We start from the raw sequence: 20,584 nt of genomic DNA, 5'->3' as shown, positions 1-20,584 counted from the left end.
TTTCTCTCAACCTGCGCCCGCACATCCGCGTCGGGAAGGGCGACGGAAGGAGGAGCCGTATGGCGGAGGAGGGGTTCCGCGAGTTCGTGCAGCTGCGCTACGGCGAGCTGCTGCGCACCGCGTTCCTGCTCACCGGCTCGACCCACGCCGCCGAGGATCTCGTGCAGTCGGCGCTGCTCAAGGCGTACCGGCGCTGGGAGACGGTGGACGAGCCCATGGCGTACCTGCGCCGGGCGCTGGTGAACCAGCGCACCAGCGTGTGGCGCAGGATCGGCTCCCGGGAACTGCTCACCGGCGTGCTGCCGGAACGGGGGCGGGCAGACGGGAGCGCCGCGCAGGCGGAACGGGACGAGCTGCTGGCGGCACTGGCGACACTGCCGGTGCGCATGCGTGCCGTGCTGGTGCTGCGGTACTGGGAGGACATGTCCGAAGCGGACACCGCGCTGGTGGCCCCGGAGGCGGGCGGCATCTGGCGCGTCGAGGTGGAAACCGACCAGGGCGGCTTCGGCTTCCATAGTGACGCGGACCTGGGCGGGGCCGATGCGATGATCGCGCTGGAATCGTGGTGGCTCAACTGGCCGAGCACGACGCCGGGCGCGACACCCGATACGGGGCCCACCTCGACGCGAATCCTGGTGCTCGCACCCCGGCAAGCCGTGGCGGTGCGGTTGCTGGATGCGGGCGACCGGGCCGTCGCCACGGTCGTGCTCGTCGACGGGGTCGGCGTCTTCCCCTATGACGGCAAGGCCGAGTGGCGGCTGCAGGCAGTCGACGCCACCGGTGCCGTCGTGGCCACCGGGAAGGCCCCGTTCCGGTCGTTCGACTCGGCGTTGGAGAAGGAGTCGATCAGCTGGTACTGACACGGGGCCGTGGTGAAGAGCGCTTTCCGGCGTGCCGGTGGGCGCTCTTCGCCCGTCCGGGTGAGGCCGATAGCGTGGTGCTCGTGCGGATGTGGATCGCCCATGAGGCCGGACGTGAACTGATGGGCCCGCTGCCGGCGGGCGTCGAGGTGGCGGTGCTGCCCCGACCGGACGCGCCCCTGCCGGGCGACCCGGCCGAGGTCGAGTTCTGGGTGCCGCCCTTCCTGAGCAGCGGTGACGTGGTCGGCCTGGCCGAGCGGATGAGCAACCTCAAGGTCGTGCAGCTGATCACGGCCGGGGCCGACGCCTGGGTCGGGCGGCTGCGCGAGGGCGTGACGCTGTGCGACGCGCGCGGCGTGCACGACTCGCACACCGCCGAGTGGGTGGTCACGGCGATCCTGGCCTCGCTGCGCCGTTTCGACCACTTCGCGCGGGCGCAGGCCGCGCACCGCTGGGCGTACGCCGAGGTCACGCCGACCGACGAGCTGGGCGGCAAGCGGGTGCTGATCGTCGGCGCGGGCTCCATCGGCGCGGCGGTCGCGGCCCGGCTGGCCCCGTTCGAGGTCGACCTGGCGTACGTCGCCCGCACCGCCCGCGACGGCGTGCACGGCGTCGACGAGCTGCCCCGGCTGCTGCCGGAGGCCGACGTGGTGGTGCTGCTGGTGCCGCTGACCCCGCAGACCCGGGGCCTGGTCGACGCGGCGTTCCTGTCCGCGATGGCCGACGGGGCGCTGCTGGTCAACGCGGCCCGCGGCCCGGTCGCCGACACCGCGGCGCTGACCAAGGAACTGGCCTCCGGCCGGATCAGCGCGGCGCTCGACGTCACCGACCCCGAGCCGCTGCCCGCCGGCCACCCCCTGTGGGACCTGCCGAACGTCCTGATCACGCCGCACGTGGCCGGCTCGGTCCGCGGCCTCCTGCCCCGCGCATACCGCCTGGTCGGCCGGCAACTACGCCGCTACACCGCCGGCGACCCCCTCGACAACCAGGTCCACGACGGCTACTGACCCCGACGTCAGGCGGTGGTGAGGGGCTGGCCCGCGGCGGCGACGAGTTTGGGGAGGTCGGTGGGGCGGACCGCGGTCAGGGTGAGGGCGCTGCCGTCGGTGAGGACCGCGACGACCCGCTTGGGGCCCTGCGCGCGCAGCTCCGCGACCTGCGGCCAGAGCACGATGCGGGTGCCCAGCAGCGCCCGGACGCGCAGGCCGCGCTCGTTGACGTCGGTGCCGGCCTGCCAGGCCCAGATCATGACCGCGACGGGCACGAGCAGCAGCAGCCACCAGAATCCGCCCTGTGCGGCGATGGGGAAGCCGCCGAGCACGGTGATCAGGGCGGCGACGCTGATGGCGGCGGGGAGGCGGAAGCGGGTCACGCCACGATTGTTCCACGTAGTGTGTTGTGTCGGACGTCACGGGCATCCTGACCGAAGGGGCCGCGCCCGTGATGCGCCGTCGTGGCCGAGACGTGAACCTCGGCGGCGGTGAAGCTGAGAGGAGAGGTCGACGATGACCGTTCTGCTGCTCATAGGCACAGCGAAAGGCCTGTTCCTGGCCCGTCGGGACCGGGTCGGGGACGCCTGGCAGATGTCCGTGCCGCAGTTTCCGATGACCGGGGTGTACGCCGTCGGCGTCGACACCCGCCGCGCCACGCCCCGCCTGCTGGCGGCCGTCGACAGCTCGCACTTCGGCCCGAGCGTGGCGACCAGCGACGACCTGGGCGTCTGCTGGCGCGAGCCGGACCACGCCCCGCTGGCGTTCCCGCAGGACACCGACACGGCGCTGGGCCGGGTGTGGGCGCTGCAGCCGGGTCCGGCCGCCGAGCCGGACGTGGTCTGGGCGGGCACGCAGCCGTCGGCGCTGTTCCGCTCGACCAACGGCGGCCTGACGTACGACCTGGTCCGCAGCCTGTGGGAGCACCCGCACCGCACCGAGTGGGGCGAGGGCTTCGGCGGCCAGGCCATCCACACGATCCTGCCGCACCCGGCCGACCCGCGGCGGGTGCTGGTCGCGATGTCGACCGGCGGCGTGTACCGCACCACCGACGGCGGCGAGACCTGGCACGCGTCCAACAGCGGCATCAAGGTGACCTTCATGCCCGACCCGTTCCCGGAGTTCGGCCAGTGCGTGCACAAGGTCGCCCGCGACGGCGAGGACCCCGAGCGGCTCTACCTGCAGAACCACCATGGGGTGTACCGCTCCGACGACGACGGCCAGACCTGGTCCTCGATCGCCGACAGCCTGCCCAGCGACTTCGGCTTCGCGATGGTCGCGCACCCGCGCCGCGGCGGCACCGCCTGGAACTTCCCGATCACCGCCGACGCGCTGCGCTTCCCGGTCGAGAACAAGTGCCGCGTCTTCCGCACCACCGACGCGGGCAAGACCTGGACCCCTCAGTCGTACGGGCTGCCCACCGCCCCGTTCTACCCGTCCGTGCTGCGCGACGCGATGTGCGCCGACGACGGCGACCCGGTCGGCGTCTACTTCGGCAGCCGCACCGGCGAGGTGTTCGCCAGCGCCGACGAGGGCGACAGCTGGGCGCTGGTCGCGGCGCACCTGCCCGACGTGCTGTGCGTGCGGGCGGTCCGGATCTGATGGTCACGGTGCTGGTGCCGGGCGCGCTGCGGACCGAGGTCGGCGGCGAGTCCAGACTCGAGGTGCGGGCCGGCGGTACGCTGCGCGCGGTGCTGGACGAGGTCGAGCAGCGCTGGCCCCGGCTGGGCCGGCGCATCCGCGACGAGCGGGGCGAGCTGCGCCGCTACGTCAACGTGTACGTGGACGGGGAGGACTGCCGGGTGCTGTCGGGTCAGGAGACGCCGGTCGCCGGCGACGGCGAGGTGCAGGTGCTGCCCAGCGTCGCGGGCGGCAGTGTGGAGCAGGAGGCTCCCGCGCTCGACGGGGACCGCATCCTCGCGGACAACTTCGCCCCGTGGGTGCGGGAGCTGGGCCTGACCGTGCAGGAGACCGGCCCCGACTGGGCCACCCTGCGGCTGCCCTGGTCGGACCGGCTGGCCCGGGAGGGCGGGGCGCTGAGCGGCCAGGCGCTGATGGCGGCCGCGGACACGGCGACGGTGATCGCGGTGAGCGCGGCCCGGGGCGGCTTCGTGCCGATGACCACGGTGCAGCTGTCGACCACGTTCCAGCGGCCGGTGCTCGGCAGCGACGTGCTGGTCACGGCCCGGCTGACGAAGCTGGGCCGGACCATGGCGTTCGCCGACATCACGATGACCGCCAAGGGCGCGATCGTCGCCCACGCGACCACGGTGTACGCCCTGCTCTGACCCGCCGGGTCAGGTGAGGTCGGACCAGAAGGGGATGTGCTTCGGCGTGGTGGCGGCGAAGGGCCGGCCGCCGGCCGGCAGGTCGAACTCGTGGTGCAGGTAGGCGGGCAGCGTGTCGCCGTACACGATGACGTCGCTCTGCATGACGGAGAAGACCGGCAGGTCGGCCTCGGGCAGCGCCGGGGTGTAGCGGTGCCCGTAGACGGGCACGAGCCGCGGGGTCTGTTCGAGCGCCCGGCGGGCGACCGACAGCGCGAACGCGGTCCGGGACGGCCGCTCGCCCCAGCCGGGCAGCCAGAAGCCGTTCTCCTGCACGTCGAACAGCACCCCGTCGATCGGGGCGGCGAGCCGTTCGGCCAGCTGGTCGGGGTCGCCGTCGCGCCAGTCGGGCCAGCGCCCGCCGACCGGCAGGCCGGCCGAGAGCAAGGCCCGGTGGTCGGGGTTGAAGACGAACCCGAAGCGGCCCTCCAGCCCGGCGAACTCGGCCGCGGTCAGCGGGTCGGCGACCTGAGCCGGCAGCGTCGCCAGCAGCTCGCGGGCGTACGCCGCGGACAGGGTCATGGGGCGAGTCTAGGCCGCGCCCGGCTCGCGGAGCGGTGCTTCCGGGCGGCCTGCGCGGCGGCGGGGCGTCCGGCTCAGCCGGCCGGCGGAGCGGTGCTTCCCCGGGGCACGAGCTGCGGTGTCGTGTCCTGGAAGCCGCGGATCTCGGCCCCGTCGAGGATCTTCAGCAGCTGGTCGGCGGCGTGCGCGCCGTACGCCGCTATGTCCCGGCTGACCGCGGACAGCTGCGGGTGCAGCAGCTGGCACAGCGGCGAGTCGTCCCAGGCCACGATGGACAGCTGGTGCGGCACGGCGATCCCCATCTCGTGCGCGACGCCCAGCCCGGCCACGGCCATGGTGTCGTTGTCGTAGACGATCGCGGTCGGGGAGGGCCGGCGCGACAGCAGCGCCCGGGTGGCGCGGGCGCCCTCCTCACCGGTGTAGTCGGTGTACACCGTGGTCACGTCGGTGAGGCCGACCCGGTCGGCGGAATCGGCGACGGCCTGGCCGCGCACCGAGGTGTGCCACAGGTCGGCGAGCCCGGCGACCCGGGCGATCCGCCGGTGGCCCAGCGCGGCCAGGTACTCGACCACCGAGGTGGTCACCGCGACCTCGTCGCTCCACACCCCGGGCAGCGTGCCGAGGCCGTGCGGGCCGCCGATGACCACGCACGGCATGTTCAGCTCCTCCAGCAGCGGGACACGCGGGTCGTCGCGGCGCAGGTCCACGATGATCACGCCGTCCACCCGGCGCTGCGCCCACCAGCGGCGGTACGTCGCCATCTCGCGCTCGCGGTCCTCGGTGACCTGCATCAGCAGGCTGACGTCACGGGCCGACAGGGTCGCCTCGATGCCCGAGATGAGCTGCATGAAGAAGGACTCGATGCCCAGCGTGCGGGCCGGGCGGTCGACGATCATGCCGAGCACGCCGGTGCGGCCGTCGGACAGCGCGCGGGCGGCGCTGCTGGGGTGCCAGCCGAACTGCTCGGCGACGGCGAGGATGCGGCGGCGGGTCTCCTCGGAGACGCCGGGCCGGCCGTTGAGCGCGTACGACACCGCGCCTTTGGACACTCCCGCCGCGCGGGCGATGTCGGCGATGGTTACCCGCTTCATATGAGCTCCAGCTGCCTTGTGAATGATCGAAGCCCCTCTCGTGCTGAACAGTTCAGCACGAAAGGAGCTCCGATCACAGTCTCAGTCGGTGTACCCCGGCATCGGGAAGCCCTGCAGCAGGTCGCGCACCTCGCCGGCGATGCGCTCGCCGGTGGCCGGGTCGTCCTTGACCGCGGCGGTGACGGCGTCGTCCATCCACGCCGCGACCTGCGGCATGTGCTGCTCGGTGAGGCCGCGCGTGGTGAGCGCGGCGGTGCCCAGGCGGATGCCGGACGGGCTCCACGGCTTGCGCGGGTCGTACGGCACCGTGTTGAAGTTCAGCTCGATGCCGGCCGCGTCCAGCGCCTTCGCGGCGGGCTTGCCCTCGATGCCCTTGCCGGTCAGGTCGATCAGCAGCAGGTGGTTGTCGGTGCCGCCGGAGACCAGGTCGAAGCCCCGGTCGTTGAGCGCGGTCGCGAGCGCCTTGGCGTTCGCGACGACCTGGTGGGCGTACGCGGTGAAGGTCGGTTGCGCCGCCTCGTGCAGCGCGACGGCGATACCGGCGGTGGTGTGGTTGTGCGGGCCGCCCTGCAGGCCGGGGAAGACGGCCTTGTCGATGGCGGTGGCGTGCTCGGCGCTCGCCATGATCATCGCGCCGCGGGGTCCGCGCAGGGTCTTGTGCGTGGTCGTGGTGATCACGTCGGCGTGGCCGACCGGCGACGGGTGCGCCCCGCCCGCGATCAGGCCCGCGATGTGCGCGATGTCGGCGACCAGGACCGCGCCGACCTCGCGGGCGATCGCGGCGAAGGCGGGGAAGTCGATGGTGCGGGGGATCGCCGTGCCGCCGCAGAAGATCATCTTGGGGCGCTCGGCCAGCGCCATGTCCCGGACCAGGTTCATGTCGATGCGGCCGCTGTCGCGCCCGACGGTGTAGTGCACCGGCCGGAACCACTTGCCGGTCGCCGACACGGGTGAGCCGTGCGTCAGGTGCCCGCCCTGGGCCAGTTCCAGTGACAGGAAGGTGTCGCCCGGCGTCATGAAGGCCAGGTAGACGGCGAGGTTGGCGGGCGAGCCGGAGTACGTCTGCACGTTGGCGTGCTCGGTGCCGAACAGCGCCTTGGCCCGCTCGATCGCCAGCGTCTCGATCTGGTCGCAGAACTGCTGACCCTCGTAGTAGCGCTTGCCCGGGTAGCCCTCGGAGTACTTGTTGTTCAGCACCGTCCCGCAGGCTTCCAGCACCGCGGTCGACACGTAGTTCTCCGACGCGATCATCCGCAGCTTGTCGTGCTGCCGCTTCGCCTCGCCCTCGATCAGCGCCGCCAGCGCCGGGTCGGCGGCGGCCAGGTGCGGCAGTTTGGGCTCGTGCATCGCATGACTCCTCGCATTCGGTACCACCCGCATCCTATGCCGCCCATGATCACCCACCCCTCGGGGTGCGTTGATCATGAAGAAGTGCGGGCACGCTGGTTGGCCATGAACCTAGGTTCATGGCCAACCAGCGTGAGGGAGTCCTCCCGCGGGGGCGAGCCTGCGGGGGAAGAGGGTGTTACGGGACGCGGCGGTACGCGCCGTCGCTGGCACTCGTGGCCATCGAGGCGTACGCCCGCAGAGCTGCGCTCACCGGGCGCTGCCGGTCGACCGGCGTGTACGGTTTTTCCCGCTTGTCCTGAACGATACGCCTCTCGGCCAGCACCTGCTCAGGGACCTCCAGGACCATCGATCGCGCGGGGATGTCGATGGCGATGGTGTCGCCGTTCTCGACCAGCGCGATCAGGCCGCCGCCGGCCGCCTCGGGCGAGATGTGCCCGATGGACAGGCCGCTGGTGCCGCCGGAGAAGCGCCCGTCGGTGATCAGCGCGCACGCTTTGCCCAGGCCCCGGCCCTTGAGGAACGAGGTCGGGTAGAGCATCTCCTGCATGCCGGGACCGCCGCGCGGGCCCTCGTACCGGATGACGACCACGTCGCCGGCGACGATCTCGCCGCCGAGGATGGCGGTGACCGCGTCGTCCTGCGACTCGAACACCTTCGCCGGTCCGGTGAAGCGCAGGCTCTCCTCGGACACGCCCGCCGTCTTCACGACCGCGCCGTCCGGGGCCAGGTTGCCGAACAGGATGGCCAGGCCGCCGTCGGCGGAGTACGCGTGCGCCACGTCGCGGATGCAGCCGTTGGCCGCGTCGGTGTCCAGGGTGGACCACACGTTCTCGGTGCTGAACGGCTGCGTGGTGCGCACCCCCCCGGGGGCGGCGTGGAACAGCCGCTCCGCCTCGGGCAGCGCTGCACCGCTGCGGATGTCCCAATCGGACAGCCATCCGGCCAGGTCCGGCGAGTGCACCGCGTGCACGCCGGTGTGCAGCATGCCGCCCCGGTTCAGCTCGCCGAGCAGGGCCGGGATGCCGCCGGCCCGGTGCACGTCCTCCATGTGGTACTGCTGGCTGTTCGGCGCGACCTTGGCCAGGCACGGCACCCGCCGCGACACGGCGTCGATGTCGGCCACGCCGAAGTCGAGCTCGGCCTCGCGGGCCGCGGCCAGCAGGTGCAGCACCGTGTTGGTGGAGCCGCCCATGGCGACGTCGAGCGCCACCGCGTTCTCGAACGCCTCGCGGGTGGCGATGGCGCGGGGGAGCACGGAGGCGTCGTCGCCGTCGTAGTAGCGCTTGCACAGGTCCACGATCAGCGAGCCGGCCTGCTCGAACAGCGCCTTGCGGGCGGCGTGGGTGGCCAGCGTGGAGCCGTTGCCGGGCAGCGCCAGGCCGATCGCCTCGGTCAGGCAGTTCATCGAGTTCGCGGTGAACATGCCGGAGCAGGAGCCGCAGGTCGGGCAGGCGGACCGCTCGATCTGGCCGAGCTGCTCGTCGCTGACCGCGTCGTTGGAGGCGGCGATCATCGCGTCGATGAGGTCGAGTTTGGTGTGCACGACGCCCTCGACGGCGACCGTCTTGCCGGCCTCCATCGGGCCGCCGGAGACGAACACAGTGGGGATGTTCAAGCGCAGCGCGGCCAGCAGCATGCCAGGCGTGATCTTGTCGCAATTGGAGATGCACACCAGGGCGTCGGCGCAGTGCGCGTTCACCATGTACTCGACCGCGTCGGCGATCAGCTCGCGGCTGGGCAGCGAGTAGAGCATGCCGCCGTGGCCCATGGCGATGCCGTCGTCGACGGCGATGGTGTTGAACTCGCGGCCGACGCCGCCGGCCTCGGCGATCGCGTCGGAGACCAGGCCGCCGAGGTCCTTGAGGTGTACGTGCCCCGGCACGAACTGGGTGTAGCTGTTGGCGACGGCGACGATCGGCTTGCCGAAGTCGCTGTCGGTCATACCGGTGGCACGCCACAGCGCGCGGGCGCCGGCCATGGTGCGACCGTGAGTGGAGGTGCGGGAACGCAGCTCGGGCATGTCGTAAGTGTGTCACTCGTCCGAGCACGCGCCCAGCTCAGCGCCGCTGTGTCCACACCGCGGGACGGTGGTGATGCGGGAATGTCGCACAACGTGTCTCGCTTTGTGCTCATAGCTGCGGCAGAGTGGTGACGTGGACCTCCCCCCGGGGCTCGCGATAGCCGTACTGGCGAGCGTGTTGACCGCTGTGCCTGTGGTCTGGGCACTGGCGACGAATCGGCTGGTCGACCAGCACGGCCTGGTCGTCCGCGCGAACCGGCTCAGCGCCGGTGCGCTGATGGTGTACGCCCTCGCCGCCCCGATCGCGTGGGTGCACACGGCCGGCTGGCCGGACGGCTGGACGGACCTGCTGAGCAGCCGGATGGTGCTGGGCGGCCTGCTCGGCCTGCCCGCGTCGATCGCCGCGCTGCTGCTGGTCGCCGCGCTCCTGGAGATCACCGATCAGGTGGTGGGCGACGGCGCGCGCCTGCGGCTGATGCTCGAATCGCTGATGGTGGCGTCGGGCCTGTTCATCATCGCGTGGACCTTCCTGCTCGCGCCGGACAAGCCCGGCGGGCACCACGCCCTGCCGGGAGCGTGTGTGCCGGTGCTGGTGGCGACGATCCTGTGCTCGGTGGTGCTGGGGTTGAGCGCGGTGCTGCTGGTGCGTGCCCAGCTCCGGCAGGGGCCGCTGCTGCGGCACTGCATCGGCGCGGGGCTGATGGCCGTCGGCATGACCACGATCGCCGGGGGCGCTTGCTACGGCGCGCCGCTGGTGGTGGTCGTCGCCGCGGCGGCCGTGCCGATCGGCGCGGCGCTGTGGTTCATCGGGCCGCCCCCGCCGCCGCGGGCCAGCGACGCCGAGTCGGTGTCGCCGAGTTCGGGCCTGGCCGCGGGCCTCGCGCCGGTGATCACGATCTCCTTCGTGGTGGTGCTCGGCTACAGCCGTGGGATGGGCATCGAGCCGGTCACCGCGCTGGTCGGCATCGTCAACGGCCTGTTCATGGTCGGCCGGCAGTACCTGGCCGTGGTGGACGTGCGCAAGGCCAACAACCGGCTGGCCGACAGCGAGTCGCACTTCCGCGAGCTGGCCCACACCGACCCGCTGACCGGCCTGGCCAACCGGCGCGGGCTGCTGCGGACCATGTATCTCGACGCGGCGGGCGGCCCGCCCTGCGTGCTGCTCACGCTGGACCTGGACGGGTTCAAGAACGTCAACGACATGCGCGGCCACGACGCGGGCGACGCGGTGCTGATCGAGGTCGGCCAGCGGCTGCGGCTCAACCTGCGGCCCGGCGACCTGCCGGCGCGGCTGGGCGGCGACGAGTTCGCGGTGCTGATGTGGAGCCGGCCCGGCGAGGCGGCGAAGGTCGCCCAGCGCCTGCTGGCCGTGCTGTCCCGGCCGTACCAGCACGGCGCCGCCGACATCTTCCTGTCGGCCAGCATCGGCCTGGCGGGCTGCGGCGCCGCCGACGACATCCCGACCCTGCTGCGCAACGCCGACCTGGCCCTGCGGGCCGCCAAGCAGCGCGGCAAGAACCGGGTCGAGCTCTACGACGAGGTGTACGACAAGCAGCTGCGCCGCCGCACCGCGATCGAGCACGAGCTGCGGGGCGCGATCGACCGCCAGGAGCTGTCGCTGGCGTACCAGCCGGTGGTGGCCCTGCCGTCGACCCGCCCGGTCGGCGCGGAGGCGCTGATCCGCTGGAACCATCCGGAGCTGGGCCCGGTCGGCCCGCTGGAGTTCATCCCGATCGCCGAGGAGACCGGCCAGATCGAGGCGCTCGGCGCGTGGGTGCTGGACCAGGCCTGCCGCCAGCTGTCGCGCTGGGTGCAGGAGGGCTACGACGTCTGGGTGTCGGTGAACATCTCGCCCCGCGAGCTGCACTCCACCAAGTACGTCACCGGCGTGAAGGAAGTGCTGCGCAGGCACCGGGTGCCGCCGTCGCGGCTGGTGCTGGAGGTGACCGAGCACGCTGTCGCCACCGACCTGGACGAGTTCCGGCGCACCCTGGCCGCGCTGCGCGCGCTGGGCCTGCGCATCGCGCTGGACGACTTCGGCGCGGGTTACTCCTCGCTGGGGCAGCTGCGGCAGATGCCGGTGGACATCCTCAAGATCGACCGGGATCTGGTCATCGACGCGCCGTCCGACCACGGGCCGGGCGCGCCGATGGTGGACGTGGCGGTCCGCCTCGGGCAACGCCTCGGCCTGCAGGTGATCGCCGAGGGCATCAGTGAGCCGCACCACCGCCGCCTGGTCGAGGCGACCGGCTGCCCGTACGGGCAGGGCCAGCTGTTCGGCATGGGCGTGCCCGCCGAGCACCTGGAGGCTCGCCTGGCGTCCTCCGCCAACGGGGGGCTGAAAGCACTGCCCGCCGCACCGTCCAAGACGCCGCCGAGTGTGCCGTCCGCGAGCGCCGGCCCGGTGCCGACCAAGACGCTGCCGAGCACCGCTGCCGGTTCGGGAAACAGCACGTCACCGGCTAAATCCCTGCCGCTGGCGCAGCCGATCAGCGGGCTGAATCCGGGACGCCACGACACGGTCGTCCCAACATCCGGGAGCAGTTGACTCAGCGGCTGAGATGCGTCAAGCTGAGCCCATGTCGACCTCTCGGCCGTCCGCCCGAGTACTTACCTGAGCGCACTCTCAAACTGACGAGAGTGCGCTGGCCCCCGTGCGAACTTTGCACGAGGGCTTTTTTGTTGGCCGGATGCCCTGAGACCTTCCAGATGCCAAAGGTGATCGGAAATGACTAGACCCAGCCCGGAGTCCCTGGCCCAGCGGGCCGCGGCGCAACGATCAGCGCCCCCCGCCGCCACCAGCGCCCAGTCCGCCCCCGTCGCGGCCACCGGCGCGCAGAGCCTCGTCAAGTCGCTGGAGGCGCTCGGGGTAGAGGTGGTCTTCGGCATTCCCGGCGGCGCCATCCTGCCCGCGTACGACCCGCTGTTCGACTCGAAGCTGCGCCACATCCTGGTCCGCCACGAGCAGGGCGGCGGGCACGCCGCGACCGGGTACGCCCAGGCCACCGGCAAGGTCGGCGTGTGCATGGCGACGTCGGGCCCCGGCGCGACGAACCTGGTCACGCCGATCGCGGACGCGTACATGGACTCGGTGCCGCTGGTGGCGATCACCGGCCAGGTGGCCCGCCCGGCCATCGGCACCGACGCCTTCCAGGAGGCGGACATCCAGGGCATCACCCTGCCGATCACCAAGCACAACTTCCTGGTGCAGTCCGCCGAGGACCTGCCCCGGGTGCTGGCCGAGGCATTCCACCTGGCGGCCACCGGCCGGCCCGGCCCGGTGCTGGTCGACATCCCGAAGGACGTGCTGCAGGCGCAGACCACGTTCAGCTGGCCGCCCACCCTGGACCTGCCGGGTTACCGCCCCACCCTGCACCCGCACGGCAAGCAGATCCGCGAGGCGGCCCGACTGATCATGGCGGCCCGGCGCCCGGTGCTGTACGTCGGCGGCGGCGTGCTCAAGGCGCAGGCCACCGACGCGCTGCGGGAGCTGGCCGAGCTGACCGGCATCCCGGTGGTGACCACGCTGATGGCTCGGGGCGCGTTCCCCGACTCGCACGCCCAGCACGTCGGCATGCCCGGCATGCACGGCACCGTGTCGGCGGTGTACGCGCTGCAGCGCAGCGACCTGCTGATCACCCTGGGCGCGCGCTTCGACGACCGGGTCACCGGCAAGCTGGACAGCTTCGCCCCGGACGCGCAGGTCATCCACGCCGACATCGACCCGGCGGAGATCGGCAAGAACCGCCACGCCGACGTGCCGATCGTGGGCGACGTCAAGCACGTGATCGAGGAGCTGATCACGGCGCTGAAGGCGGAGTCCCACCCGGCCCGCGAGGAGTGGTGGGCGCAGCTCAACGACCTGCGTACCCGCTACCCGCTGGGCTGGGAGGAGCCGGAGGACGGCACGCTCGCCCCGCAGTACGTGATCAAGCGGCTGGGCGAGATCGCCGGTCCGGACGCCGTCTACGTGGCGGGCGTCGGCCAGCACCAGATGTGGGCCAGCCAGTTCATCTCGTACGAGAAGCCGGCCACCTGGCTCAACTCCGGCGGCCTGGGCACCATGGGCTACGCGGTCCCGGCCGCGATGGGCGCGAAGGTGGCCCGGCCCGACGCGGTGGTGTGGGCGATCGACGGAGACGGCTGCTTCCAGATGACCAATCAGGAGCTGGCCACCTGCGCGCTCGAAGGCATCCCGATCAAGGTGGCCGTCATCAACAACGGCAACCTGGGCATGGTCCGGCAGTGGCAGACGCTGTTCTACAACGAGCGCTACTCCAACACCGACCTGGGCACGCACAAGCACCGCATCCCCGACTTCGTGAAGCTCGCCGAGGCGCTGGGCTGCATCGGCATGCGCTGCGAGTCCGCCGAGGACGTCGACAAGACGATCGAGGCCGCGATGGCCATCAACGACGCGCCCGTGGTCATCGACTTCGTGGTCGGCAAGGACGCCATGGTGTGGCCGATGGTCGCCGCCGGCACCAGCAACGACGAGATCATGTTCGCCCGGGGCGTGCGCCCCACGTTCGACGAGGACGACCTCTGATGAGTAAGCACACGCTGTCCGTGCTCGTCGAGAACAAGCCCGGTGTGCTGGCGCGCGTCGCGGGGCTGTTCTCGCGGCGCGGGTTCAACATCGACTCGCTGGCGGTGGGGGAGACCGAGCACCCCGAGGTCTCCCGCATCACGGTCGTCGTCAACGCCGACGAGCAGCCGCTGGAGCAGGTCACCAAGCAGCTCAACAAGCTGGTCAACGTGCTGAAGATCGTGGAGCTGGAGGCCAGCACCGCGGTGCAGCGCGAACTCCTGCTGGTGAAGGTCCGGGCCGACCGCCCGGTCCGCTCGCAGGTGCTGGAGACCGTCGAGCTGTTCCGGGCCAAGGTCGTGGACGTGGCCCCGGACGCGCTCACCATCGAGGCGACGGGCACCGCGGAGAAGCTCGACGCGCTGCTGCGCGACCTGGAGCCGTACGGCATCAAGGAGATGGTGCAGTCGGGCCTGGTCGCCATCGGCCGCGGCTCCCGCAGCATCACCGCCAACCCGGCCCTGCGCCTGGCCGCCTGACCACCCACCCGCCCGGCGGCGGGCCTCCGCGCCCGCCCCTCCTCCCGCGCGACTCTGGAAGAGTCGCGGCATCCCGAACCCTCCGCGGCCGCGAGTCTTTAAGAGTTGCGGCAGGGGTGGGCGGGAGGCGGGCGGGGGAGGGGCCCGGGTGGGACGAGACGATCAACTGGTGGGACGCGGGATGGCCGCGTGCACCGAGCGCCGGGGGGCGGGGCGAAGATGCCCTGGCCCGGCGAGTGACCTTGAGAGGGAACGAGAATGGTTGAGATCTTCTACGACGACGACGCGGACCTGTCGATCATCCAGGGCCGCAAGGTCGCGGTGATCGGGTACGGCAGCCAGGGTCACGCCCACGCGCTGTCCCTGCGCGACTCGGGCGTCGACGTGCGCGTCGGCCTCAAGGAGGGCTCGAAGAGCCGCGCCAAGGCCGAGGAGCAGGGCCTGCGGGTCGTCACGCCGGCCGAGGCGGCGGCCGAGGCCGACGTCATCATGCTGCTCGCGCCGGACACCGCGCAGCGCTTCATCTACGCCGAGTCGATCGCCCCGAACCTGACCTCGGGCAAGGCGCTCTTCTTCGGCCACGGCTTCAACATCCGCTACGGCCTGATCACGCCGCCCGCGGACGTGGACGTCGCCATGGTCGCCCCGAAGGGCCCCGGCCACCTGGTCCGCCGCCAGTACGTCGACGGCAAGGGCGTGCCCTGCCTCATCGCCATCGAGCAGGACCCGACCGGCGGCGCGCAGGCGCTCGCCCTGTCCTACGCCAAGGCGATCGGCGGCAGCCGGGCCGGCGTCATCAAGACCACCTTCAAGGAGGAGACCGAGACCGACCTGTTCGGCGAGCAGGCCGTCCTCTGCGGTGGCGCGTCCGCGCTGGTCCAGGCGGGCTTCGAGGTGCTGACCGAGGCCGGGTACGCGCCGGAGGTGGCGTACTTCGAGTGCCTGCACGAGCTGAAGCTGATCGTGGACTTGATGTACGAGGGCGGCATCGCCCGCATGCGTTACAGCGTCTCCGACACCGCCGAGTACGGCGACGTCACCCGCGGCCCGCGCGTCATCGACGGCCGGGTCAAGGAGGAGATGAAGCGCATCCTCGGCGAGATCCAGAACGGCGAGTTCGCGCGCGAGTGGGTCGCCGAGGACGACAACGGCCGCCCGAACTTCACCAAGCTGCAGGAGCAGGGCGCGGTGCACCCGATCGAGGAGACCGGCGCCAAGCTGCGGGCCATGATGAGCTGGGTCGACCGGCCGATCACCGAGACCGCCTAAGACTTTCCTCTCCCATAGGTGTCCGCCCGCGCAACCTTGCGGGCGGGCTTACCGGGCCGTGCCCAGGCGATCCCTGGGCACGGCCCGGTTTTTCTTGATCATGCCGTTTCGCCCGGTCAGCGCTTTCCGGGGCGCGCAGCGCGTTCTTGACCGGTTCCAGAGACGGCCGGAAACGGACTGAGCAGCACGAACGTGAGTACCGTCACGCGGTGGCTTCGACATGCGAAGCACCCGCGAGCCCGTAGCATCGCGTGGGTAGGGCCCGAAACGCAGTGCGGCGAACCGGGCTGAAGTCATCCAACTCTCTCCGTGAGGCAAGCTGTGACTCCCGTCGTTCTCATTGCCGAAGAACTCGCTCCCGCCGCGCTCGACGTGCTGGCGCACGACTTCGACGTGCGTCACGTCGACGGCACGGACCGGGCGGCACTGCTTGCCGCGCTGGCCGACGCCGACGCCGTGATCGTGCGCAGTGCCACCCAGATCAACGCCGAGGCCATCGCCGCCGCGCCGCGCCTGAAGGTCATCGCCCGCGCGGGCATCGGCCTGGACAACGTCGAGGTGCCCGCCGCCACCGCCCGTGGCGTGATGGTGGTCAACGCGCCGACGTCCAACATCGTCTCGGCCGCCGAGCAGGCCATCGCGCTGCTGCTGGCCGTCGCCCGCAACACCGCCTCGGCGTCCTCGGCGCTGAAGAACGGCGAGTGGAAGCGCTCGAAGTACACCGGTGTCGAGCTGCAGGGCAAGACCGTCGGCGTGGTCGGCCTGGGCCGCATCGGCGTGCTGTTCGCCCAGCGCATCGCGGCGTTCGGCACCCGCCTGATCGCGTACGACCCCTACGTGCAGCCGGCCCGCGCCGCCCAGCTGGGCGTGCGTCTGGTGGGGCTGGAGGAGCTGCTGCGCGAGAGCGACTTCATCTCGATCCACCTGCCGAAGACGCCGGAGACCGTCGGCCTGATCGGCGCCAAGGAGCTTCAGCTGGTCAAGCCCGACGTGCGGATCATCAACGCCGCGCGCGGTGGGCTGATCGACGAGGACGCACTGGCCGAGGCGCTGGCCGAGGGCCGGGTCGCCGGCGTGGGCGTCGACGTGTACCTCAAGGAGCCGTGCACGTCGTCGCCGCTGTTCGCGTTCGACAACGTGGTCGCCACCCCGCACCTGGGCGCGTCGACGCACGAGGCGCAGGACAAGGCCGGCCTGGCCGTGGCCAAGAGCGTCAAGCTGGCCCTGCAGGGCGAGTTCGTGCCGGACGCGGTCAACGTCCAGGCCGGCGGCCTGGTCGCCGAGGAGGTGCGGCCGCTGCTGCCGCTGGCCGAGAAGCTGGGCAAGGTCTTCACGGCCGTGGCCGGCGGCGTCGCGGCCGGGGTCACCGTCGAGGTGCGCGGCGAGATCGTCAACCAGCACGACGTGTCGGTGCTGAAGCTGGCCGCCAGCAAGGGCCTGTTCAGCGCGATCGTCGAGGAGCAGGTCACCTACGTCAACGCGCCGCTGATCGCGGCCGACCGCGGCGTCGAGATCGACCTGACCACCAACCCCGAGGTCAACGAGCACAAGAACCTGGTGACGGTGCGCGGCGCGCTGCCGGACGGGCGTACCGTCTCGGTCGCCGGCGCGGTCGTCACCCACGGCGTGCGCGAGCAGATCAAGCTGACCGAGCTGGACGGCTTCGACCTGGAGCTGGACGCCGAAGGCAACCTGCTGTTCTTCCGCTACGCGGACCGGCCCGGTGTGGTCGGCGCGGTCGGCACCGTGCTCGGCGCGGTCGGCGTGAACATCGCGGCGATGCAGGTGGCCCGGCGCGAGGCCGGCGGCGAGGCGCTGATGACGCTGACCGTCGACTCGCCGGTCGCGGCGGACCTGCTGCAGCGGGCCGCGGAGAACATCGGCGCGGCGTCGGTCAGCGCGGTTGATCTCACCGAGGAGTGAGCAGACGCTTGCGTAGCGTGTTGTCCGCTGGGTAACCTGCACAGGTGTCCACTGCGGACACGCTCGCCATACGTCCGGGACGGGTCTTCGGGTGACCCCTGCCGAGGCGCATGACGGGCAGCCTGACGAGCACCGGTCGGCCCGGTGAGCTGTTGCCGCAGCTCACCGGGCCGAACTGCGTACCCGGGGCAAAACTGCTTGCTCAGGTACCGCATTCTTTCGGCATGCCCTCGCCTGCCTGGCTCCGCCTGCCCAAGACCGTGCGCCGCGAGGTGTGGCGGCTGGCTCAGGCCGGTCTTCCGCATCCCGATCCGGCCGTGCACGAGGCGGTACGCGCGCAGCGCCGCGCGCTGGACTGGGCCTGGCGGTCGGTGGCCCTCTGCTGGCTGGGCACGTGCATCTACCGGGGCCTGGCCACGGACCCGGTGGAAGGCTGGCGGCTCGTGTCATGGGTGGCCGTGGGCTTGATGATGATGGCCGGTGGCGTGGGCGCACGGTTCGCGCAGATCGATGCGGCGCAGTGGCCGGCGGCTGCGGCGCGTGAGGGCGGCGCGGCCCGCCCGGTCCGGCTGCGCCTGCCGGCCCCCTGGTCGCTGCGGACCATCGTCCTGATCGGCTTGGCACCGGCCATCGTGATGTGGTTCGGGCTGTGGACGCGAGGCCGCGAAGCGGACCCCGGTCGGCCCTTGTTCACCGGCTCCGTGCTGGTCGCGCTGCTGCTGGCCGCGATCGGGTTCGCCGTGGTCTGGTGGCGGCGCAAGCGGCTCGTGCTGGAGGTCGACGAGCATGGGGTACGCCTGCCGTCGCGCGGCCTGGACGTGCCCTGGGACCAGGTCGCCGAGATCGCCGCCGTGCCCGCCGACCGGAAGGGGCAGGAGCTGATCGGTGTGGCGGTGCGGCTGCGAGACCCGCGGGCGGTGTGGGCCGCCCGCCGCCCGTCGTTCTGGCGACGCCTGCTGTGGGGCCGTGGCGGCTCGCGCCCCTGGATCTTCGTCACCGAGGCCGGTGTCCGCGAGCCGATGTTCCCCGCGTACGCCGCCGCACTGGCGTACCACGCCGCCCACCTGAAAGCCGAAGAGCGGCAGACGAGCGGCTGATGCTCGACGCCGAGCAGGCCACCGGGCATGCGGGGCTTGGCGCCGGGCAGCAGAATGCCGGTCATGCCGAAATCTGAGCCTGGGACCGCGTGGCGCGACCTGCCGGCGGGCCTGCGTGCCGAAGCCCGGCGGGCGGGTCGGGCGGGTGTGCTGCCCGCCGACCCGGCGGTGCAGGACGCCATGATCGCCCGTCACCACGCGTGGCTGCGTCGCGGCAAGTGGCTGTCGGGGCTGGTCCTGGTGCCGGTGCCGGTGGTGTTGGCGACGACTTCGCTCACCGGTGGCCCCGGGCAGCACTGGACGGACCTGGCGGTGACCCTGGCCTTGCTGGTCTTCGGGGCCGTCGTGATGGGCACGGAGGTCGCCGGTGCCCGGTGGGCGCGGATCGCCGCGCCCGCCCGGGTGGCTGCCGCGCTGCGGGACACCCGTGGCGCGGTGCCGACGTCGGCGCGGCAGGCCGGGATCGGGTCGCCGTTCATCGGCTTGCTCCTGCCGGCCGTGCCGGTCGTGTACCTGTACCTGATGATCGACTCAGTGCTCATGGAGCGTGAGCTGCAAGCGGAGGTGGCTCCGGGCGAGCCGTTCGACTGGGGCGCGGTTCGGGGCTGGGCGGTCGTGTGGGCGGTCACGCTGCTGGTGCCCGCGCTGATCAGCCTGGTGCAGGTGTACCGGCTGCAGCCGTTCGACCGGGGTCCCGCGGCGCGGGTGGACGAGTCGGGCGTCTGGATCCGGCGGTTGCGGGTCACCGTGCCCTGGACCGAGGTGGTCGGGCTGCACGCGGTAGGCCCGGGCCGGCGCGACGGCATGGGCCTGGCGGTGCAGGTACGCGACCCGGACCGGATCGTGGCGTTGAGCACCTATCCGCCTCGCCTGCGCCGGTATCTGCTGTGGGGGCTGCGCGGCGGCAATCCCTGGATCGTCGTGGACGACCGGCTGCTGCGGGAGCCCGCCGACGGGCTGCTCGCCGCTGCGCTGGCCTACCAGGCGACCCACCCGCCGGTGGCGGAGCCGGCCGCGCAGGGCGGCTGGGGCTGGTGGTGAGCCGCCGATGATCCGTTTTTGTGGACGCCCGGTGTCCCTATAGGGGCGTCCAGCGTCCACGAAAACAGATCATCGTGCTGCGACCGCATGGCTCACGTCCGGTTCGCCGCGGTTGTGGCGCGGTGGGGGTGGGTGTCGAGGAAGGCGCCGACCGGGCCGACGATGCGCGGGTCGCCGAGGACCCGGCGGTGGCCGAGGCCGGTGGTGATGTGCAGCTGTGAGCCCGGGTACGCCGCGTGGATCCGGTGGGCGTGGTCCACGCCGACGACGTCGTCGTCGGTGTCGTGCACGACGAGCAGCGGGATCGTCAGCGCCGCGGGCTCGTACACGCTGGAGAAGCGTTCCCACAGGTCGGCGACGCCGATGTCGCGCACCGAGTGCTCCCGCAGGTGCTCGGCGAGCGCGGGGCGCAGGCGCAGTCGCCGGGTGAACTCGGTGACGAGGTGGTCGAACTCGGCCGGGCCGGCGACCGCGACCAGGCAGCCGGCGCGCAGGCCGGTGCGCAGGGCGTGGAAGGCGCAGGGCACGCCGAACGAGTGCGCGACGACCGCCGCGAAGTCGCCGTGCCGTTCCTGCAGCGCGCGCATGATGCGCTCGTACTGCAGCAGGTTGGTCGTGGTGCCGCCGGAGCCGCCGTGGCCGGGCGCGTCGAAGGTGACCGGGCTGTAGCCCCGGCCGAGCAGGTCGGCGATCATGCCGGCGAACCGGGAGCCGCGCGAGCTCCAGCCGTGCACCAGCAGCACCGGCCGGCTGCCGTCGCCCCAGCTGTAGGTGGCGACCGGGACGCCGTCGAGATCGATCCTGCCGACCGTGGCGGCTGCCTGCACGTCCTGCTCGCGGGGGTGGACCGCGGCGCGGCCGGCCGGGCGGAAGAAGAGCTTGTACGCCACGCGCCGGGCGAGCGGCGGGGCGAGCACGGCGGTGGCGTTGAGGAGCCGGCCCGTCATCAGGATCGCTGTCTTCATGGCGGCAGGTTAGCAATCAATAAGAACGATCGGTCGGTTAGTTATCTCACAGCACCGGGGTGC

General features: G+C 72.1%; 17 protein-coding genes. 11 read left to right on the top strand and 6 right to left on the bottom strand.

Features of this window, described 5'->3' with window-relative positions:
• The first annotated feature begins 59 nt into the window (after positions 1 to 59).
• Positions 60 to 860 carry a SigE family RNA polymerase sigma factor gene (locus tag Cco03nite_RS19600; RefSeq protein WP_203693591.1) on the top strand — a complete coding sequence of 267 codons (801 nt, stop codon included), beginning with the start codon at positions 60 to 62 and terminating at the stop codon, positions 858 to 860.
• Positions 861 to 943: 83 nt separating this feature from the next.
• Positions 944 to 1,867 (top strand): 2-hydroxyacid dehydrogenase, encoded by a 924-nt coding sequence (locus Cco03nite_RS19595; RefSeq protein ID WP_203693590.1) that lies wholly within the window; start codon positions 944 to 946, stop codon positions 1,865 to 1,867.
• Between the two features lie 8 nt (positions 1,868 to 1,875).
• Here Cco03nite_RS19595 and Cco03nite_RS19590 read toward each other — a convergent pair whose 3' ends face one another.
• Positions 1,876 to 2,232, bottom strand: a complete 357-nt coding sequence (locus Cco03nite_RS19590) for a PH domain-containing protein (RefSeq protein ID WP_203693589.1) — start codon at positions 2,230 to 2,232, stop codon at positions 1,876 to 1,878.
• 133 nt (positions 2,233 to 2,365) lie between these two features.
• Between Cco03nite_RS19590 and Cco03nite_RS19585 the strand changes: the two genes are divergently transcribed.
• The gene (locus Cco03nite_RS19585) at positions 2,366 to 3,451 is read left to right on the top strand and encodes a WD40/YVTN/BNR-like repeat-containing protein (RefSeq protein WP_203693588.1); all 1,086 of its coding nucleotides are present in this window, start codon (positions 2,366 to 2,368) and stop codon (positions 3,449 to 3,451) included.
• A complete protein-coding gene (locus tag Cco03nite_RS42465; protein ID WP_239167493.1) occupies positions 3,451 to 4,137 on the top strand; it encodes a MoaD/ThiS family protein in 687 nt (228 codons plus the stop codon). Before Cco03nite_RS19585 ends, Cco03nite_RS42465 begins: the two co-directional genes overlap by 1 nt.
• A gap of 9 nt (positions 4,138 to 4,146) precedes the next feature.
• Here the strand turns inward: Cco03nite_RS42465 and Cco03nite_RS19570 are convergent, their stop codons facing one another.
• The 4 genes from Cco03nite_RS19570 to ilvD form a co-directional block, all read right to left on the bottom strand.
• Positions 4,147 to 4,698, bottom strand: coding sequence for a hypothetical protein (locus tag Cco03nite_RS19570; protein WP_203693587.1), 552 nt, complete (start codon positions 4,696 to 4,698; stop codon positions 4,147 to 4,149).
• Positions 4,699 to 4,772: 74 nt separating this feature from the next.
• Positions 4,773 to 5,789: a LacI family DNA-binding transcriptional regulator gene (locus Cco03nite_RS19565; protein WP_203693586.1), complete on the bottom strand. Its 1,017-nt coding sequence runs from the start codon at positions 5,787 to 5,789 to the stop codon at positions 4,773 to 4,775.
• 81 nt (positions 5,790 to 5,870) lie between these two features.
• The gene (glyA, locus tag Cco03nite_RS19560; RefSeq protein WP_203693585.1) at positions 5,871 to 7,136 is read right to left on the bottom strand and encodes a serine hydroxymethyltransferase; all 1,266 of its coding nucleotides are present in this window, start codon (positions 7,134 to 7,136) and stop codon (positions 5,871 to 5,873) included.
• Positions 7,137 to 7,314: 178 nt separating this feature from the next.
• Positions 7,315 to 9,159 (bottom strand): dihydroxy-acid dehydratase, encoded by a 1,845-nt coding sequence (gene ilvD, locus Cco03nite_RS19555; protein WP_203693584.1) that lies wholly within the window; start codon positions 9,157 to 9,159, stop codon positions 7,315 to 7,317.
• A 133-nt stretch (positions 9,160 to 9,292) separates the two neighbouring features.
• On the opposite strand from ilvD, the gene Cco03nite_RS19550 reads away from it, so the two are divergent.
• The 7 genes from Cco03nite_RS19550 (at position 9,293) to Cco03nite_RS19520 (ending at position 19,556) form a co-directional block, all read left to right on the top strand.
• Positions 9,293 to 11,707 (top strand): putative bifunctional diguanylate cyclase/phosphodiesterase, encoded by a 2,415-nt coding sequence (locus tag Cco03nite_RS19550; RefSeq protein ID WP_203693583.1) that lies wholly within the window; start codon positions 9,293 to 9,295, stop codon positions 11,705 to 11,707.
• Positions 11,708 to 11,887: 180 nt separating this feature from the next.
• Complete coding sequence (locus tag Cco03nite_RS19545; protein ID WP_203693582.1) at positions 11,888 to 13,708, top strand: acetolactate synthase large subunit; 1,821 nt, start codon at positions 11,888 to 11,890, stop codon at positions 13,706 to 13,708.
• Entirely contained in the window at positions 13,708 to 14,226 is a 519-nt protein-coding gene (gene ilvN, locus Cco03nite_RS19540; protein WP_120318427.1) for an acetolactate synthase small subunit, read from the top strand. The genes Cco03nite_RS19545 and ilvN overlap by 1 nt, the downstream gene beginning before the upstream one ends.
• A 258-nt stretch (positions 14,227 to 14,484) precedes the next feature.
• A complete protein-coding gene (gene ilvC / locus Cco03nite_RS19535; protein WP_203693581.1) occupies positions 14,485 to 15,495 on the top strand; it encodes a ketol-acid reductoisomerase in 1,011 nt (336 codons plus the stop codon).
• A gap of 321 nt (positions 15,496 to 15,816) precedes the next feature.
• On the top strand, positions 15,817 to 17,418 hold the full coding sequence (gene serA, locus Cco03nite_RS19530; RefSeq protein WP_203693580.1) for a phosphoglycerate dehydrogenase: 1,602 nt from the start codon (positions 15,817 to 15,819) through the stop codon (positions 17,416 to 17,418).
• A gap of 224 nt (positions 17,419 to 17,642) precedes the next feature.
• Positions 17,643 to 18,515 (top strand): hypothetical protein, encoded by an 873-nt coding sequence (locus Cco03nite_RS19525; protein WP_203693579.1) that lies wholly within the window; start codon positions 17,643 to 17,645, stop codon positions 18,513 to 18,515.
• A gap of 63 nt (positions 18,516 to 18,578) precedes the next feature.
• A complete protein-coding gene (locus tag Cco03nite_RS19520; protein WP_203693578.1) occupies positions 18,579 to 19,556 on the top strand; it encodes a hypothetical protein in 978 nt (325 codons plus the stop codon).
• 92 nt (positions 19,557 to 19,648) lie between these two features.
• Here Cco03nite_RS19520 and Cco03nite_RS19515 read toward each other — a convergent pair whose 3' ends face one another.
• Complete coding sequence (locus Cco03nite_RS19515) at positions 19,649 to 20,521, bottom strand: alpha/beta fold hydrolase (RefSeq protein WP_203693577.1); 873 nt, start codon at positions 20,519 to 20,521, stop codon at positions 19,649 to 19,651.
• Positions 20,522 to 20,584 lie beyond the last annotated feature (63 nt).

This window comes from Catellatospora coxensis (assembly GCF_016862635.1).
GTDB lineage: Bacteria > Actinomycetota > Actinomycetes > Mycobacteriales > Micromonosporaceae > Catellatospora > Catellatospora coxensis.
The sequence above is the reverse complement of the archived record's forward strand: the minus strand, read 5'-3'. Positions and strand labels throughout refer to the sequence as shown.